The 16,045-nt window shown below is 61.0% G+C and carries 16 protein-coding genes; 3 read left to right on the top strand and 13 right to left on the bottom strand.

Features of this window, described 5'->3' with window-relative positions:
- On the top strand, positions 1 to 184 hold a 184-nt coding region (locus ACW4TB_RS24225), incomplete at its 5' end, for a hypothetical protein (RefSeq protein ID WP_455828578.1).
- Between the two features lie 70 nt (positions 185 to 254).
- On the opposite strand, the gene msrQ is transcribed toward ACW4TB_RS24225, so the two are convergent.
- The 9 genes from msrQ to mrcB form a co-directional block, all read right to left on the bottom strand.
- Positions 255 to 869, bottom strand: coding sequence for a protein-methionine-sulfoxide reductase heme-binding subunit MsrQ (gene msrQ, locus ACW4TB_RS24220; protein WP_012312689.1), 615 nt, complete (start codon positions 867 to 869; stop codon positions 255 to 257).
- Complete coding sequence (msrP, locus tag ACW4TB_RS24215) at positions 869 to 1,882, bottom strand: protein-methionine-sulfoxide reductase catalytic subunit MsrP (RefSeq protein ID WP_012312688.1); 1,014 nt, start codon at positions 1,880 to 1,882, stop codon at positions 869 to 871. Before msrP ends, msrQ begins: the two co-directional genes overlap by 1 nt.
- Before the next feature lie 76 nt (positions 1,883 to 1,958).
- Positions 1,959 to 2,810: a CDP-diacylglycerol--serine O-phosphatidyltransferase gene (gene pssA, locus ACW4TB_RS24210; RefSeq protein ID WP_012312687.1), complete on the bottom strand. Its 852-nt coding sequence runs from the start codon at positions 2,808 to 2,810 to the stop codon at positions 1,959 to 1,961.
- A 150-nt stretch (positions 2,811 to 2,960) separates the two neighbouring features.
- A complete protein-coding gene (gene ilvC, locus ACW4TB_RS24205; RefSeq protein WP_012312686.1) occupies positions 2,961 to 3,977 on the bottom strand; it encodes a ketol-acid reductoisomerase in 1,017 nt (338 codons plus the stop codon).
- A 54-nt stretch (positions 3,978 to 4,031) separates the two neighbouring features.
- Positions 4,032 to 4,523 carry an acetolactate synthase small subunit gene (ilvN, locus tag ACW4TB_RS24200; protein WP_003250040.1) on the bottom strand — a complete coding sequence of 164 codons (492 nt, stop codon included), beginning with the start codon at positions 4,521 to 4,523 and terminating at the stop codon, positions 4,032 to 4,034.
- A 1-nt stretch (position 4,524) separates the two neighbouring features.
- A complete protein-coding gene (locus ACW4TB_RS24195) occupies positions 4,525 to 6,249 on the bottom strand; it encodes an acetolactate synthase 3 large subunit (RefSeq protein ID WP_012312685.1) in 1,725 nt (574 codons plus the stop codon).
- A 414-nt stretch (positions 6,250 to 6,663) separates the two neighbouring features.
- Positions 6,664 to 6,990: a YqcC family protein gene (locus ACW4TB_RS24190; RefSeq protein ID WP_012312684.1), complete on the bottom strand. Its 327-nt coding sequence runs from the start codon at positions 6,988 to 6,990 to the stop codon at positions 6,664 to 6,666.
- A complete protein-coding gene (locus ACW4TB_RS24185; protein ID WP_012312683.1) occupies positions 6,990 to 7,766 on the bottom strand; it encodes a tetratricopeptide repeat protein in 777 nt (258 codons plus the stop codon). The genes ACW4TB_RS24190 and ACW4TB_RS24185 overlap by 1 nt, the downstream gene beginning before the upstream one ends.
- Positions 7,767 to 7,793: 27 nt before the next feature.
- The gene (gene mrcB, locus ACW4TB_RS24180; RefSeq protein WP_012312682.1) at positions 7,794 to 10,115 is read right to left on the bottom strand and encodes a penicillin-binding protein 1B; all 2,322 of its coding nucleotides are present in this window, start codon (positions 10,113 to 10,115) and stop codon (positions 7,794 to 7,796) included.
- A gap of 117 nt (positions 10,116 to 10,232) precedes the next feature.
- On the opposite strand from mrcB, the gene ACW4TB_RS24175 reads away from it, so the two are divergent.
- The gene (locus tag ACW4TB_RS24175) at positions 10,233 to 11,795 is read left to right on the top strand and encodes a bifunctional aminoglycoside phosphotransferase/ATP-binding protein (protein ID WP_279933649.1); all 1,563 of its coding nucleotides are present in this window, start codon (positions 10,233 to 10,235) and stop codon (positions 11,793 to 11,795) included.
- Positions 11,796 to 11,972: 177 nt separating this feature from the next.
- A complete protein-coding gene (locus tag ACW4TB_RS24170) occupies positions 11,973 to 12,251 on the top strand; it encodes a TfoX/Sxy family protein (RefSeq protein WP_012312680.1) in 279 nt (92 codons plus the stop codon).
- A 201-nt stretch (positions 12,252 to 12,452) separates the two neighbouring features.
- On the opposite strand, the gene ACW4TB_RS24165 is transcribed toward ACW4TB_RS24170, so the two are convergent.
- Genes ACW4TB_RS24165 through ACW4TB_RS24150 form a run of 4 tightly spaced genes read right to left on the bottom strand, consistent with a single transcriptional unit; the run spans position 12,453 to position 16,035 of the window.
- Positions 12,453 to 13,340, bottom strand: coding sequence for a ChaN family lipoprotein (locus ACW4TB_RS24165; RefSeq protein ID WP_254467131.1), 888 nt, complete (start codon positions 13,338 to 13,340; stop codon positions 12,453 to 12,455).
- A gap of 12 nt (positions 13,341 to 13,352) precedes the next feature.
- The gene (locus ACW4TB_RS24160; protein WP_012312678.1) at positions 13,353 to 14,120 is read right to left on the bottom strand and encodes a heme ABC transporter ATP-binding protein; all 768 of its coding nucleotides are present in this window, start codon (positions 14,118 to 14,120) and stop codon (positions 13,353 to 13,355) included.
- A complete protein-coding gene (locus ACW4TB_RS24155) occupies positions 14,120 to 15,145 on the bottom strand; it encodes a FecCD family ABC transporter permease (protein WP_455843096.1) in 1,026 nt (341 codons plus the stop codon). The genes ACW4TB_RS24160 and ACW4TB_RS24155 overlap by 1 nt, the downstream gene beginning before the upstream one ends.
- A gap of 8 nt (positions 15,146 to 15,153) precedes the next feature.
- A complete protein-coding gene (locus ACW4TB_RS24150; RefSeq protein WP_455843095.1) occupies positions 15,154 to 16,035 on the bottom strand; it encodes a heme/hemin ABC transporter substrate-binding protein in 882 nt (293 codons plus the stop codon).
- Between the last annotated feature and the right edge of the window lie 10 nt (positions 16,036 to 16,045).

Genomic DNA, 16,045 nt, shown 5'->3' with positions numbered 1-16,045 from the left:
GCGAATCATACAGCGTTTAGAAGCGCTGTCAACCACCATTTTAACCGCTATCGATCAGTCGATCGAAGCACCTCCAGCACTACCTGGATTAAGCAACTCGTTGAATTTCAAAGAGTTTCTCGTTCCGACTACGCTGGAAGTGGGGCGCATTATAAGGGGATTCGAACGCCCGTCAAGGCTTTAATTCAAGAAATTGAAATATAGGTGGAAATAGCCCTAAGCGTACCTGGTGTGGGCCGCTATCCTTCAAGCGCCTACGAAGCCACCCTTCCCCGCCGCCCCATAATGCGAGGCACTCGCCGCGCCACCGCCGGCACTCGCAGCACCATCAAGAAACCACCAATGACCGCGTAGATCGCCCACTCGCGCAGATCGGAGCGCACAATCCAAAGAAAATGCAGCAGGCCCAAACCGAGAATCACATATACAAGCTTGTGCAGTTTCTTCCAGCGCCCGCCCAAGCGGCGCTGACTGTAACGATTGGAAGTCACCGCCAACGCCAGCAAACCAATGAAGCCGAGCGCACCCACAATAATGTACGGCCGCTTGCGCAGCTCGACGGCAAACTGCCCCCAATCCAGCCCCAGGATAAAGAACAGGTAGCAGAGCAGGTGCAACACGATATAGGCAAAACACCACAACCCCAGTTGCCGGCGCACAACGATCCACCCCGACCACCCTGTCAGCTTTTGCAGCGGCGTCATACTCAGCGTGATCAAAAGGAAGATCAACGCCCCCAGCCCAAGCCGATCCATAAGAATCTTCCCCGGGTCCGGTCCAAGCAGGTTCATGGCCGCCTCATACAACCACCACAGCGGAAACAGACAACCGACTATAAAGATAGCCAGGCGCAGCCAGGGATAACGCATCAATAGTTCTTCCGCAGGTCGAGGCCAGCGTACAGCGACGCCACTTCATCGGCGTAGCCATTGAACATCTGTGTCTGTCGCACGTTGGGACTGAACAGGCCACTGGGTAGCCGCCGCTCGCGCGCCTGGCTCCAGCGCGGGTGATCGACCTCGGGGTTCACGTTGGCATAGAAACCATATTCATCAGGCGCAAGACTCTCCCAGGTCGTGCGCGGCCGTTCGGCCACCAGGCTGATCCGCACGATCGACTTGATGCTCTTGAACCCGTACTTCCACGGCACCACCAGGCGCAGAGGCGCACCGTTCTGGTTGGGCAACTCACGCCCATACATGCCGACCGCCAGGATGGCCAGCGGGTTCATCGCCTCATCCAGGCGCAAGCCCTCCTCGTACGGCCAATCGATCAACGCGAACCCCGAACGCTGCCCGGGCATATGTTGCGGATCCTGCAGGGTCTCGAACCGTACATAGCGCGCCTTCGAGGTCGGCTCAACCTGCTTGAGAACTTGGGCCAGGGGAAAGCCCAGCCAGGGGATGACCATTGACCAAGCCTCCACGCAGCGTAACCGATAGATACGCTCCTCAAGCGCGTAGGGTTTGACAAAGTCTTCCAACGCATAGCGCCCGGGCTTGCCAACCTCGCCATCGACCACCACCGACCAGGGTTCGGTCTTCAGGCTCCCGCCATTGGCGGCCGGGTCGCCTTTATCAGGCCCGAACTCATAGAAGTTGTTGTAATGGGTGGCATCCTTGAAGGGCGTGATCGCCTCGTCCTTTACAGTCACCGCTTGCCAGCGCGTGTCAGGCAGCTTGCTGGTGAACCATGCCGGTGCGTTGCCTGCCTCGACATCTGCGTAACGCGATGCTTGGGCCGCGCGCGCAGCGAAAGGCATCGCACCCAGCGCAACGCCGGCCATGGAGCCACCCAACAGGGTACGACGGGAAAGGTAGATGCTTTCGGGAGTGATCTCCGACGCGTTGCAATCGGAAGACCTGGGAAGCTTTATAAGCATGACGGCTCCACAGCACTGGTTAACGGATGTACCAGTAAGACTGTGAAGCCGCAGGGTTATTCCATCATTAAATCATTCAGGATTTACGATGACGCCCTTTGAGCAGGAACTGGATCGGGCCGGAAGCGGCGTAGGCAAGGAAAATCAGCAGCAAGATGCGCGGCGGGTCGCTGAATACCACGGCAAACACCAGCACCACCGCGAGGATCGCCACGAACGGCACGCGGCCCTTGAGGTCGAGCTCCTTGAAGCTGTTGTACTTGATGTTGCTGACCATCAACATACCGGCTGCGGCAACCAGCAGTGCCACCAGGAACGACAACTTGGACCCCTGGATACCATAGTCGCTGAAGGCCCATACGGTACCGGCGACCACACCAGCGGCAGCCGGGCTGGCCAGGCCGATGAAGTAGCGCTTGTCGGCAGTACCGACCTGGGTATTGAAACGCGCCAGGCGCAGCGCGGCACCGGCCACATAGATGAAGGCGACCATCCAGCCGACCTTGCCCATGTCGCCCAGCGCCCAGCCAAAGGCCAGAAGGGCCGGAGCCACGCCGAAGGCGACCATGTCCGACAACGAGTCGTACTCGGCTCCAAAGGCGCTCTGGGTGTTGGTCATACGGGCGACACGGCCATCGAGGCCGTCGAGCACCATGGCCACGAAAATGGCAATGGCGGCAAAGGCAAAGTACTTGCTCGCCTCGCGCGGGTCACCAGCACTGAGGGCGCTCTGCGCGCTCATCGAGTTGATGATGGAATAGAAACCGGCAAACAGGTTGGCGGTGGTGAACAGATTGGGCAACAGATAGATACCGCGATGGCGCACTTTGCGCCCTTCGGCATCATGCCCTTCTTCAACGTGCTCATCGACAGGTAGCAGGCTTTCGGCGTCGGAGGGCTTGTTCGGCTCTTCGGGACGTTCGCTCATGGAGGGTACCTTGCAACAGGATGGAAAATGTTCGACACGGGCCCGCGAAACAGGTTCTGACGGCAGGCCACTGGTCTGCTTTATACCAGAAGCTGAATGCCAGAACGAAAAAACGCGGCCGAAGCCGCGTTTTTCATCATTCGATAAGACTCAGTTCTTGGTCTTGTCGACGATTTTGTTAGCCGAGATCCACGGCATCATCGAACGCAGTTGCTCGCCGATGACTTCGATACCGTGAGCGGCGTTGTTGCGACGCTTGGCGGTCATCGATGGGTAGTTGGTGGCGCCTTCGGAGATGAACATCTTCGCGTACTCGCCGTCCTGGATGCGCTTCAGAGCGTTGCGCATGGCCTTGCGGGATTCTTCGTTGATGACTTCCGGACCGGTGACGTACTCACCGTATTCGGCGTTGTTGGAGATCGAGTAGTTCATGTTGGCGATACCGCCTTCGTACATGAGGTCGACGATCAACTTCAGCTCGTGCAAGCACTCGAAGTAGGCCATTTCCGGCGCGTAGCCAGCTTCAACCAGGGTTTCGAAACCGGCTTTGACCAGCTCGACGGTACCGCCGCACAGAACAGCCTGCTCACCGAACAGGTCGGTTTCAGTCTCGTCCTTGAAGGTGGTTTCGATGATGCCGGTACGGCCGCCACCAACGCCCGAAGCGTAGGACAGGGCGACGTTCTTGGCGTTGCCGGAAGCGTCCTGGTAGATAGCGATCAGGTCAGGGATACCGCCGCCTTTGACGAACTCGGAACGCACGGTGTGGCCCGGGGCCTTCGGCGCGATCATGATTACGTCGAGGTCGGCACGTGGAACGACCTGGTTGTAATGGATCGAGAAACCGTGGGAGAAGGCCAGGGTGGCGCCCTTCTTGATGTTCGGCTCGATTTCGTTCTTGTACAGAGCGCCCTGGAACTCGTCCGGGGTCAGGATCATGACCAGGTCGGCAGCAGCGACGGCGGTGGCAACGTCGGCCACTTTCAGGCCGTGGGCTTCAGCCTTGGCAACGGTAGCCGAACCTTTACGCAGACCGACGGTAACGTCTACACCGGAGTCCTTCAGGTTGCACGCTTGGGCGTGGCCCTGGGAACCGTAACCGATGATGGCGACTTTCTTGCCCTGGATGATGGAAAGGTCGCAGTCTTTATCGTAGAAAACTTTCATGAAATACCCCTGGTTATATCTCGGCCCCTGCGGAGCCATCGCTAATTTTTGAATTTAGATGCTGAGCACTTTGTCGCCACGGGCAATGCCGGTGACGCCGCTGCGCACGGTTTCGAGAATCGATGCAGTGCCGATGGCCTGGATGAAGCTGTCCAGTTTGTCGCTGGTACCACTGAGCTGCACGGTGTACACGCTGGCGGTTACGTCGACGATCTGGCCACGGAAGATATCCGTGGTGCGCTTGATCTCGGCACGCTGGGCACCGGTGGCCTTGACCTTGACCAGCATCAGTTCACGCTCGATGTGAGCGCTTTCCGACAGGTCGACAAGCTTGACCACTTCGACCAGCTTGTTGAGGTTTTTGGTGATCTGCTCGATCACTTCGTCATGGCCAACGGTGGTCAGCGTCAGACGCGACAGGGTCGGGTCTTCGGTGGGCGCCACGGTCAGGCTTTCAATGTTGTAGTTGCGCTGGGAGAACAGGCCGACCACGCGGGACAAAGCACCGGGTTCGTTTTCCAGCAGCAGGGAAATGATGTGCCGCATATCAGGTACGCTCCGTCTTGCTCAGCCACATGTCACGCATCGAGCCATCCTTGATCTGCATCGGATAGACGTGCTCGGTACGGTCGACCGCGATGTCGATGAACACCAGGCGGTCCTTCATCGCGAAGGCTTCTTCGAGCTTCGGCTTGAGGTCCTTCAGGCTGGTGATGCGGATACCCACATGGCCATAGGCCTCGGCCAGCTTGATGAAGTCAGGCAGCGACTCGACATAGGAGTGCGAGTGACGGCCGTTGTAGGCCATGTCCTGCCACTGACGGACCATGCCCAGCACGCCGTTGTTCAGGTTGACGATCTTCACCGGCAGGCCGTACTGCATGCAGGTGGACAGTTCCTGGATGTTCATCTGGATGCTGCCTTCGCCAGTCACGCAGGCCACGTCCTGATCCGGGAAGTTGAGCTTGATGCCCATAGCCGCAGGGAAACCGAAGCCCATGGTGCCCAAGCCACCGGAGTTGATCCAGCGGTTCGGCTTGTTGAAGCGGTAGTACTGCGCCGCGAACATCTGGTGCTGACCGACGTCGGAGGTGACGAAAGCATCGCCGTTGGTCACTTCGCACAGGGTCTCGATGACGGTCTGTGGCTTGATGACGCTGCCGTCGCCCTTGTTGTAGGGGAACAGTTCGCCATTACCGCGCCACTCGTCGATCTGCTTCCACCAGGCTTCGGCCGCGGTCTTGTCTGGCTGCTCGCCGATTTCCTTGAGGATGCCGAGCATCTCGCTCAGCACGCTGTCGACCGGGCCCACGATCGGCACGTCGGCCTTGATCATCTTGGAGATCGACGCCGGGTCGATGTCGATGTGAATGATCTTGGCATTCGGGCAGAACTTGGCCGGACCATTGACCACGCGGTCATCGAAGCGCGCGCCGACCGCGAAAATCACATCGGCATTGTGCATGGCCATGTTGGCGGTGTAGCTGCCGTGCATACCGAGCATGCCGAGGAACTGGCGGTCGGTACCCGGGAAGCCGCCAAGGCCCATCAGGGTATTGGTGACTGGCAGGTTCAGCGACTTGGCAATTTCGGTCAGCGCTTCGGAGCCACCACCTAGAATCACACCCCCACCGGCATAGACGATCGGACGTTTGGCAGCCAGCAGCATCTCGGCAGCCTTGCGGATCTGGCCGGAGTGGCCACGCACTGCCGGGCTGTAGGAGCGCAGCTTGACCTTCTTCGGATAGACGTATTCGAACTTCTCGGCCGGGTTGGTCATATCTTTTGGGATGTCGACCACGACCGGGCCAGGACGGCCGGATTGCGCCAGATAGAAGGCTTTTTTCAGAACTTCAGGGATCTCGGTAGCGTGTTTGATCATGAAGCTGTGCTTCACGATCGGCCGCGAGATACCGATCATGTCGGTTTCCTGGAAGGCATCGGTACCCACCATGGTGCTAGGCACCTGGCCGGACAGGATGACCATCGGAATCGAGTCCATGTAAGCGGTGGCAATACCGGTGATGGCATTGGTCGCGCCCGGGCCGGAGGTTACCAGCACCACACCGGCCTTGCCGGTGGCGCGGGCGTAGCCGTCCGCCATATGGGTAGCAGCCTGCTCGTGACGAACCAGGATGTGCTCGACTTCCGGTTCTTTGAACAGGGCGTCGTAAACATGCAGGAGAGCACCACCAGGGTACCCGTAGATGTGCTTAACGCCTTCGTCACGCAAGAAGCGGACGACCATCTCAGCGCCAGATAAAAGCTCCACGTTGTTCACCTCTAAAACGCCAGAATACCGTCCCTAGTGGACGGGTCTTAATAGGTTTACTGCCAAGCAGAGCATGAGCGAACGTCAGCACTGACTGAGCAAGTATTGGGAGCGCCCCAGAGTGTTGCGGGGTTATCCCACCCAGCGCGAGGTAACGCGTTGCGGGGTGTAACAGGTCGGCGCGGGTGTGCGCCTCATGATCTGCTTAGCGGGTCTGCTTCTGGCAGTCCCTCTAAAGCGGAATCTGGATTCTTGTGATTTGGCGGCTACAAGTCAAGAAAAATTATTGCCAATTTTTCCTCAAGATGAATTCTTGCCACCACTAAAAACCAACACAGCAGCAGCAAAAATAACTTTTCTAAAAAAAAGAGCCACAATCTGCGGCCCTTGAAGGAAAAATAGAAGAAATCAGGCTCAAGCAGCGATCAATTGATCGAACTCTGCCAGCAGGCGCCGCAACTCACGACTCTGCTCCGGCCGATCGACGAACACCGTCTCGGCCATCACCAGAATGCTTGAGGCGTTGGGCAGCGGTTGACCAAGCTCGATGATGATCTTCATGCGCGGCAGAAATATCCACTGCAGCCACTGCTCGAAGCTCATGCTATCGACCGCAAAAGGCACCGTGCTGGCCAGAGCCTCATCGCTTGGCGGCTCGTCAGCCCACCAACCCTGCACGATCAACTCGCGCTCAATGAGCAGCAGGTGGTCGGCGATATCCAGAATACGCTGCTCGATCATCAGGAGTTGACCCGCGCTTTTTGCCGGGCCAGCGCTGCGCCGGCGCTGTCACCCTGTTTCTCACGGGCCTGGGCGATGGTATTCCACAGCTCGGCCTGAAGGTCAGGGCGACCATTGGCATAGGTCAGGGCACGGCGCGCCAACTGCTCGGCCTGCGCCGCATCGCCTTGGGACAGGCGCACCTGCGCCAGACGGAACAGTACCTGCGGCTCACGCGGGGCGATGCGCTGGGCACGCTCCAGGCTCGAGGCTGCACCGTTGAAGTCGCCACTGCCCTGTTGCGACTGGGCAGTGGTCAACAGTGCCAGCACCGGGCCATCGAGCTGCTCGTCAGCCGAGAGCCCCCCGGATGCAGCACTGCTGCGCGGAATGCCGGTCGGCGCGCTGGCAGCGGCCGGGGCACTGTTCATCGACGCGATGTCGAACGGTTCGTCGGCGATCGGGTTAGGGTTGGTCGCCATCGGTGCAGATGTGCCAGGGCCAGTGGTAATCGGCGTGGTGCTGATCGGGGCCACGCCATTGCCTGCGGGGAACGTCTGAATGCCCGTGGCACCGGCGCCTTGCGGAATCATCACGGTTACGCCGGAGTCCTCGGGCAGGGTCTGCGCTTGCGATGTGCCGTTACTGATGCCGGCCGCCGAGCGGTTGGCCGTCACGCGTTCGCTGTTGGACACCCGTGTGCTCGAGTCCACAACCGGGATGTTGCCACGCTGAACGCTTGAACAGCCCTGCAGCACCACCAGTGCCGTCACGGCAGGAAACCACCACTTTTTCACTTCACACCTCATCAATGCTGCCAGGGCTTAATTCATCCAGCCTTTGACCCAGTCCATGACCGATTCTGCCGGATTCTGCTCGCCGCCACAGATCGCGCCGGCGGGCGGTTCGCTCCCGCGAATATACGGCATCTGCACCGCTCCCGGACAGCTTGCGTCGGAACCCTGCCCACTGTAGGGGTCGATCCAGGCCTGTACAACGTTGTCCGGTTGCGGCATGTCCAGCGGCAGCGGGTCAGCCTTCTTCATGAAGCTGGTCCACACCTGCAGTGCGCCAGTGGCACCGGTGAACGGTGTCTTGCCGTTATCGTCTCGGCCCATCCACACCACCGCCAGCAGGTCCTGGCTGAAGCCTGAGAACCAGCTGTCACGCGAGTCGTTACTGGTACCGGTCTTGCCCGCCAGGGTCAGCGACCTGGGCAGCACGTTGTACACGGAGCGGCCGGTACCTTCGCGCATCACCCGCTGCATCGCGTTCTGTACCAGGTAGATGGAGCCCGGATCGAAGGTCTGCTGGATCTGGAACGGGTAACGCTTGAGCGGCTCACCTTCGGCGGTGAGCACACTGCGGATACCGCGCATCGGCGTATTGAAACCGCCATTGGCGATGGTCTGGTACATGGTCGCCACTTGCATCGGCGACATGCCACCAGCCCCCAGCAGCATTGCCGGGAACGCTGGCCAGTCGACATTGACCCCGAGCCGGCCGATGGTCTTGATGACGTTGGGCACACCCACTTCCAGGCCGATCTTGGCGGTCGACAGGTTGTAGGAGTTGGCCAGCCCCTGGTACAGGTAAATGGTGCCATGCGGGCGGCGGTCATAGTTTTGCGGGCGCCACACTTGGCCATTGGCGCCCTTGACCGAAAACGCCTCGTCCTGCACCCAACTGGTAAGGGTGTACTTGCTCGGCTGCTCCAGCGCGGTCAGATACACCGCCGGTTTGACCAGCGAGCCAATCGGCCGCACGGCATCGATGGCACGGTTGAAGCCGGCGAATCCGGCCTGACGACTGCCGATAAGCGCCTGCACCTCACCTGTTTCCGGGTTGGTCACGACCATCGCCGACTCGACCTCGTCAGCGCCTTTGCGCCCTGACAGACGCTTGAAGGTCTCATTCATCGAGGTTTCGGCCTTCATCTGCAGGATCGGGTCGAAACTGGTGAAGATGCGCAGGCCCTCTTCAGTCAAGTCTTCATCGCGATAGTCCTGGCGCAGCTGACGCTTGACCAGGTCGAGGAAGGCCGGGAACGAACTGTCGGCCAGGCTGCCTCGCTTGGTCACGCCCAGCGGCATCTTCTTCGCCGCATCGACCGCTTCCTGGCTCGCAACGCCCTGCTCGGCCACAAGGTCCAGGACCAGGTTACGCCGCGCCAGAGCCCGTTCGGGGTGGCGACGCGGGTTGTAGTAGGAAGGCCCTTTGACCATACCCACCAACAGGGCGATCTGGTGCAATTTGAGTTCCGACAGCGGTTGGCTGAAGAAGAACTGGCTGGCCAGGCCAAACCCATGCACGGCGCGCTGCCCATCTTGGCCGACGAATACCTCGTTGAGGTAGGCCTCGAGAATTTCACGCTTGTCGTAGTGCATCTCCAGCAGTACGGCCATCATCGCTTCGGTCAGCTTGCGGCTGAGTGTGCGCTCGCTGGTCAGGTAGAAGTTCTTCACCAACTGCTGGGTCAGGGTACTGCCACCCTGGCGCATGGTACCGGCGGAAGTATTGACCCAGATTGCGCGAGCGATGGACTTGGGCGACACGCCGAAGTGGCTATAGAAGTCTCGGTCTTCCGTTGCCACCAGGGTTTCGAGCAAGTACGGCGGCACCTGATCGATCTTGATCAGGATGCGGTCCTCAAGGTTCTTCGGGTAGATGCCCCCGATCATCAACGGCTCGAGGCGCACCACATCCAGCTTGCCATTGTTGGCGCCGGACAGCCCGGCAACGTAGTCGCCGGAGAAGCGCACACGCACGAACTGCGCGGGTTCCATACCCTCGTAAAACTGGAAGCCGCGGGTGTTGAGGTCGACGGTGTTACCGTTGACAGCCGCAGCGCCCGGGCCATTGGCCGCGCTTTCACGCCGGTAGCCGAGGGCATCGAGTTCGGTGAGGAAGTCGTTCTTGCTCAGCTTCTGGCCGACGAACAGCTCCAGCGGCCGGGCGTACACCTTGGCAGGGATGGTCCAACGCTTGCCGGAGAACTTCTCCTGGACGACAGCATCGAGGTAAACCGCGAAGCCGGCAATGATCACCAGGCCGACCAGGCTGAGCTTCAACGCCCAGCCCAGCCAGGCGCGCGAGCGGCCGGTCGGGCGTTTCTTAGGAGTACGGGAATTTCGGGTTCGAGTCATGGCGGCGGATTATACGCACTTTGTAAAGGCTGGGCAGGCGCCCTCTGGCGGTATGCAGGGACGGCACCATTGACCATAATGGCGCCTTCGAATTCCCTGCCCCCGGAAGGATTTCCCGTGAGCCAAGCCTTGATCAAAGCGTTGCAGAACCCTGCCCTCTACCCTCACCCCGTGGACGGGTTCCAACTCATCGAGACGCACATCTCCTGGGTCCTGCTCACTGGCGAATACGCCTACAAGATCAAGAAGCCGATGAATTTCGGCTTCCTCGACTTCACCGGGCTTGATCAGCGCCAGCATTTCTGTAACGAAGAGTTGCGCCTGAACCAGCGCCTGACGGACGGTCTGTACCTGGAAGTGCTGCCGATCACTGGCAGCGCCGAAGCACCTCAGCTTGGCGGTGAAGGTGCGGCGATCGAGTACGCGCTGAAAATGCGTCAGTTCCCGCAGGGGCAGATGCTCAACACCCTGCAGGCTAACGGTGAACTGAATGCCGGCCACATTGACCAGATGGCCCGGCAGATCGCCGAATTCCACCTGCAGACTCCGAAAGTGCCCGCCGAGCAGCCATATGGCTCTCCTGAAAGTGTCATGGCCCCGGTCGAGCAGAACTTCGAGCAGATCCGCCCGTTCCTCAGTGACAAGGCCGACCTGCAGCAGCTAGACAATCTTCAGGCCTGGGCGCGCAGCAGTTTCGAGCGTCTTGAAGGCCTGTTCGCGGCGCGCAAGGCCAATGGTTTCACACGCGAATGCCATGGCGACATTCATTTGGGTAACGCTACGGTGATCGATGGCAAGGTCGTGATCTTCGACTGCATCGAGTTCAACGAACCGTTCCGCATGACCGACGTCTGGGCCGACACCGGTTTCCTCGCCATGGACCTGGAAGACCGTGGTCTCAAATGCCTGGCTCGGCGCTTTGTCAGCCAGTACCTGGAACTGACCGGCGACTATGAAGGCCTGGAAGTGCTGAACTTCTACAAAGCCTACCGCGCTCTGGTCCGGGCAAAGATCGCCCTGTTCAGCATGCCGGCCGATGCCGATGGCGTACAGCGCGCCACCAGCCTGCGCACCTACCGCAACTACGCCAACCTGGCAGAAAGCTACAGTGCCATCCCTTCGCGCCTGCTAGCCATCACCCATGGCGTCTCGGCCGTGGGCAAGAGCCACGTCGCCATGCGCCTGGTCGAAGCCTTGGGCGCCGTGCGCGTGCGTTCGGATGTGGAGCGCAAGCGCCTGTTCGGTGAACAGCAAAAAGCCGAAGCAGGCCAACTGCAAGCCGGCATCTACGACAACGATGCCAGCACCGCCACTTACCAGCGCCTGCACCAGCTTGCCGCGACAATCCTGCGCGCAGGCTTCCCGGTAGTGCTCGATGCCACTTACCTCAAGCACGAACACCGCAAGGCCGCAGCCGAGGTTGCGAGCGGTACCGGCGTGCCATTGCTGATCCTCGATTGCCAGGCACCGGAGGCGGTCATCGCCAGTTGGCTGGAGCAGCGCCAGGCCCAGGCTAGCGACCCGTCGGACGCCACCCTGGAAGTGGTCAAGGCACAACAGGCCAGCCGTGAGCCGTTGGATGATGTGGAACTGCAGCAGAGCACGCGCGTTGATACTCAGGATGCCAGCAGCATGGACCAGGTGATCGATCAGATCCGTCAGCGTTTGCCAGGTCTTTAAACTCAACGCAATTCGGGCCGGCGATTGGCCGGCCCGAACACCTCCCTCCGGCGCAGACAGGGCATCTCGTCGCCCCCGATGGCAAAAGGCCGCGCATTTTCCAACCCCCGCTACACTCCTCTCTGACCTGCTCGCGATTTATCCCTAAGACCCGTTCAGCCATCGCAAGGAGGCTCGATGAACGATGAATTGCAGCATCTGAAGAATCTTGGAAAGACCTCCGCGCAGTGGTTGCATGCGGCCGGTATCCACAGTGCATCGGATTTGCGTCGACTCGGCGCGGTAGGTGCGTACCAGGCCGTGAAAACCCGAGGATTCCGGGCGTCGAAGGTGTTGCTGTACGCCATTGAAGGCGCGCTGCTGGACATGCACTGGAACGATTTGCCAGCCGAGCGCAAGCAAGCGCTCAATCAACAACTCGATGCGAAATGCCCTGCGCAAAAAAATGCGAAATAAACATCAGATGGGGATTGACGCAGTAATGAGAATCGTTATGATTATCACAACTGGTCGCGAGACTGGTTGGGTAACCTGAAAGCCCCTGGTTCGGACTCTCAGATTATCTCCTCATCAGGCTAATCACGGTTATTGACCCGGCATTTTTTGCCGGGTCTTTTTTTGCCTGTCACTGCCTCTTCAGCGCCCGCGCTTCCCCGCCTAATTACGCAACGCTGCGCAATAATCCTGCTCCGGCGTCGCGGCTGTATACCAAACAAAATCTGCCATCCCCGCACTGACCTGCTGACCAACCTCGGCCAACAGCAGCACCTTGCTCTGCCCCTCTGCACCCAGGTCGGCAAGGTGTAATGGCACGCCCAAGTCCTTGCGTGCGTGGAATGCACCGGCAAACACCAAGGCCGGCTGCGGCGCCGAGAGCAGCCGCTCGGCAATGCGCCGGTCACGTTGTTGCTGAACGGCCAGCATGGCCGGCAACTGGCTCTCGGGGAGCAAATTACAGTGCCCGGCCCTCACCTGCTCGAGCAATGCCGCCTTTACTGACGGGGCATTGGACTGCGCCCCCGGCACCGCCGCCGCCTGCCGATAGGCTTGGCGAATTTCGCCAGGCGACAGGTTGGCGGCCAGAAGGGGAATATGGTTACCCAGTGCTTCCCGTACGATCGGCCCGTACAGCTGCCAGTCCCAGCCCTCCTGCCACGCCAGGGCCTTGGGCAGGTCCTGCGGCAACCGGGCCTGGCCTTCAACCGCATCGACCCGTGACTGTTGCTCCGGTTGCAGCATTTCCAGAAGCAGGCTGCCCTGCGCTCGCCGGGCCTGCATCGCGCGCATCAACCAAAGTTGCAAGGCGTGATGGTCGGCATTGTCATGCTTTTCGCCTACCAGCACTCGCGGTACGCCAACCAGTTGCTCGACCAGCTGTTCCGGGCTGATGACCTTGCCGCTGGCCAGATCGTGGATTTGCCCCAGCTCTGCGCTGTCACGCCCCTCGCTACTCTGCCAGGCGGGTAACGGCGGAAAGCTGGCCTGGCAGCCCCCCAACGCCAGCAACAAGCCCAGCAACGCGCCGGACAGTACTGAATGATGCATGGGCAACGCCTCCTAGCGGGTAATGATCAGCGGATGCCCACGTTCCGGATGGGCCTGTACCAATACGTCAATGCCGAACACGGCCTTGAGCGCCATAGGCGTCAATACCTCCTGCGGCGACGCCAGAGCATGGGCACGGCCGCCTTCGAGCAACAGGACACGATCACAGTAGCGCGCCGCCAGGTTCAGGTCATGCAGGATCACCAATACCGCTGCGCCGCGATCGGCAAAACTGCGCACGGCTTGCAAGGTGGTGTGCTGGTGCAAGGGGTCGAGCATCGAGGTCGGCTCGTCAAGCAACAGCGTACTCCCCTCCTCACCCGGCCACAGCTGAGCCAGTACGCGGGCCAGATGCACCCGTTGCCGCTCCCCGCCCGACAACGCCAGGTAACTGCGCCCCAGCAGGTGCCAGGCATCCGCTGCGCGCAAAGCCGCCTCAACGATCTCGGCGTCACGTAGCTGGCCGCTGTCATGCGGCATTCGCCCCATGCCCACCACTTCCTCGACCCTGAACGCAAAGCCCAGGCTGGACACCTGCGGCAACACCGCCAGGCGCCTGGCCCGAGCCTGCCCGGGCCAATCGGCCAACGGCCGGCCCTGCAGCGTCACGCTTCCTTGGCCGGGCGACAGCTCGCCACACAGCACGCCCAGCAGGCTGCTCTTGCCGGCACCATTCGGGCCGAGCACGCCCATGACCTGGCCCGGGTGCAATTGCAAGTGGATGTCATGCAGTACTTCATTCCCACCACGACGCAGGTACAGGCCCTCGACTTGCAACATCAACTGCGCCCTCTGATCAGCAGAACCAGGAAAAACGGCGCACCGATAAATGCCGTGACGATACCGATCGGCAACTCGGCCGGCGCCAGCGCCAACCGTGCCACCAAGTCGGCGAGCAGCATCAGCACGCCGCCGGCCAAAAGCGAGGCGGGCAACACCACGCGGTGATCAGGCCCGGCCAGCAAGCGCACCAGGTGCGGTACCACCAGGCCGATGAAGCCGATAAGCCCAGCCGCCGCCACGGCCGCTCCCACACCCAAGGCCGTGCAGAACACCAACTCGCGCTTGAGCCGCTCCACCTCGATCCCCAGGTGCCGCGCCTCGGACTCGCCCAGCAGCAAGGCATTGAGCGCCCGCGCCCGGCGCGGCAACCACAGCGCGACGCTTGCGGCAACGATCAGTAACGGCCAAAGCCGGTCGTAGCTGGCACCATTGAGACTGCCCAGGTTCCAGAAGGTCAGCGTGCGCAGGGTGGCGTCGTCGGCCAGATAGGAAAACAGGCCAACCGCCGCGCCCCCCAGCGCGGTCATGGCTACACCGGCCAGCAACATTGTGGCCACATTGGTCTGCCCGTCGCGCCGCCCAAGGCGATACACCAGCGCGGTGACCCCGAGGCCTCCGACGAAGGCGCACAGTGACAATAAGTAAGGTGCGAAAGCCTCAGGCATGCCGCCAAACCAACTACCGCCAACGATAGCCACTGCGGCGCCCATTGCTGCACCGGCGGATACGCCCACAAGCCCAGGGTCGGCCAGCGGATTGCGGAACAACCCCTGCATGGCCACACCGCACAGCGCCAGCACCGCCCCCACTGCCAAACCCAGCAGTGTGCGTGGCAGGCGAATCTGGCCCAGGATCATTTCGGCCTGCTGCAGGCCTTCGCCATCAATGCGCAGCCCCGATAACCGCAGGCCCGCGCGCAAGGTATCGAACAGCGGCAAGCTCACAGGGCCCAACGCGAGGGAAAGCCATACCGCCAACAGACACAGCAGGCTCAGGCAGATAATCAGTGTACGTGGCTGCACGCGCTGCTTCATTGCGTGAAGCTGACCTTTACCGCCGGGTAGAACGCAGCCGCCAGGTCTTGCAGGGCCACCGGCAAGCGCGGGCCAAGGCCGCCGACCAGCAAGGTCGGGTCAAGTGGCACCAGGCGCTTGTCGCGTACCGCGCGGGAGGTGGCCAGCGCCGGGTTTTCCTTGAGCAGTGCCTGCAGGGCCTGTTCGCCGACCAAGGCGCGGTCGGAGAACACCACGACATCCGGGTCCAGCGCCGCCAACGCCTCATTGGAGAAATTCTTGTATCCCTGATGCTCCGCCAGGTTTCGCCCACCTGCCTGACGCAGCACCCAGTCACCTGCGGTGCCCTGCCCGGCAATCAGCGGTTTGGCACCGGCATGGCCGACCAGCAACAGCACACCCGGCACCTTGTGGTTGGCCTGAGCCTCCTTGACCTGCACCTGCAATACCTCGAGCTGCTGATGATAATCGGCAGCGAGTTGCGCGGCCTTCTGCTCGGCGCCGAGCAACATACCCAACTGCTTGAGGTTTGCGTCCACGGCGGCGAGGTCAGCCTTGCTGGAGAGCAGCTCCACTCGAACACCGGCTTTGCGGATTTGCGCAAGCACAGGTGGCGGCCCCATCTCTTCTGTGCCCACCAGCACATCCGGGCGCAAGCTGAGAATGCCCTCGGCCGACAACTGGCGCTGGTAACCGACACTTGGCAGGCCCTTGAGTGACTCAGGATGCTGGCTGGTGGTATCCACACCGACCAGGCGCGGCTCGCCGCCCAGTGCGCTGACCCACTCGCTCAATGCACCGCCGGCACTGACCCAGCGCTGTGGCAGTTCGGCGGCCAGGGCCTGGGTGGAAGCAACCAAGGCTGCGCACAAGGCAAGCAAGGCAGCGGGACGACGCATCATCGGATTC

It is taken from the genome of Lelliottia jeotgali, assembly GCF_977070485.1.
This window is presented reverse-complemented; position numbering and strand designations above follow the sequence as displayed.

Bases quoted from the DNA above. Each gene is read 5' to 3' on its own strand.
- msrQ (WP_012312689.1), bottom strand. From the start codon at position 869: ATGCGTTATCCCTGGCTGCGCCTGGCTATCTTTATAGTCGGTTGTCTG.
- msrP (WP_012312688.1), bottom strand. From the start codon at position 1,882: ATGCTTATAAAGCTTCCCAGGTCTTCCGATTGCAACGCGTCGGAGATC.
- pssA (WP_012312687.1), bottom strand. From the start codon at position 2,810: ATGAGCGAACGTCCCGAAGAGCCGAACAAGCCCTCCGACGCCGAAAGC.
- ilvC (WP_012312686.1), bottom strand. From the start codon at position 3,977: ATGAAAGTTTTCTACGATAAAGACTGCGACCTTTCCATCATCCAGGGC.
- ilvN (WP_003250040.1), bottom strand. From the start codon at position 4,523: ATGCGGCACATCATTTCCCTGCTGCTGGAAAACGAACCCGGTGCTTTG.
- ACW4TB_RS24190 (WP_012312684.1), bottom strand. From the start codon at position 6,990: ATGATCGAGCAGCGTATTCTGGATATCGCCGACCACCTGCTGCTCATT.
- mrcB (WP_012312682.1), bottom strand. From the start codon at position 10,115: ATGACTCGAACCCGAAATTCCCGTACTCCTAAGAAACGCCCGACCGGC.
- ACW4TB_RS24170 (WP_012312680.1), top strand. From the start codon at position 11,973: ATGAACGATGAATTGCAGCATCTGAAGAATCTTGGAAAGACCTCCGCG.
- ACW4TB_RS24165 (WP_254467131.1), bottom strand. From the start codon at position 13,340: ATGCATCATTCAGTACTGTCCGGCGCGTTGCTGGGCTTGTTGCTGGCG.
- ACW4TB_RS24160 (WP_012312678.1), bottom strand. From the start codon at position 14,120: ATGTTGCAAGTCGAGGGCCTGTACCTGCGTCGTGGTGGGAATGAAGTA.
- ACW4TB_RS24150 (WP_455843095.1), bottom strand. From the start codon at position 16,035: ATGCGTCGTCCCGCTGCCTTGCTTGCCTTGTGCGCAGCCTTGGTTGCT.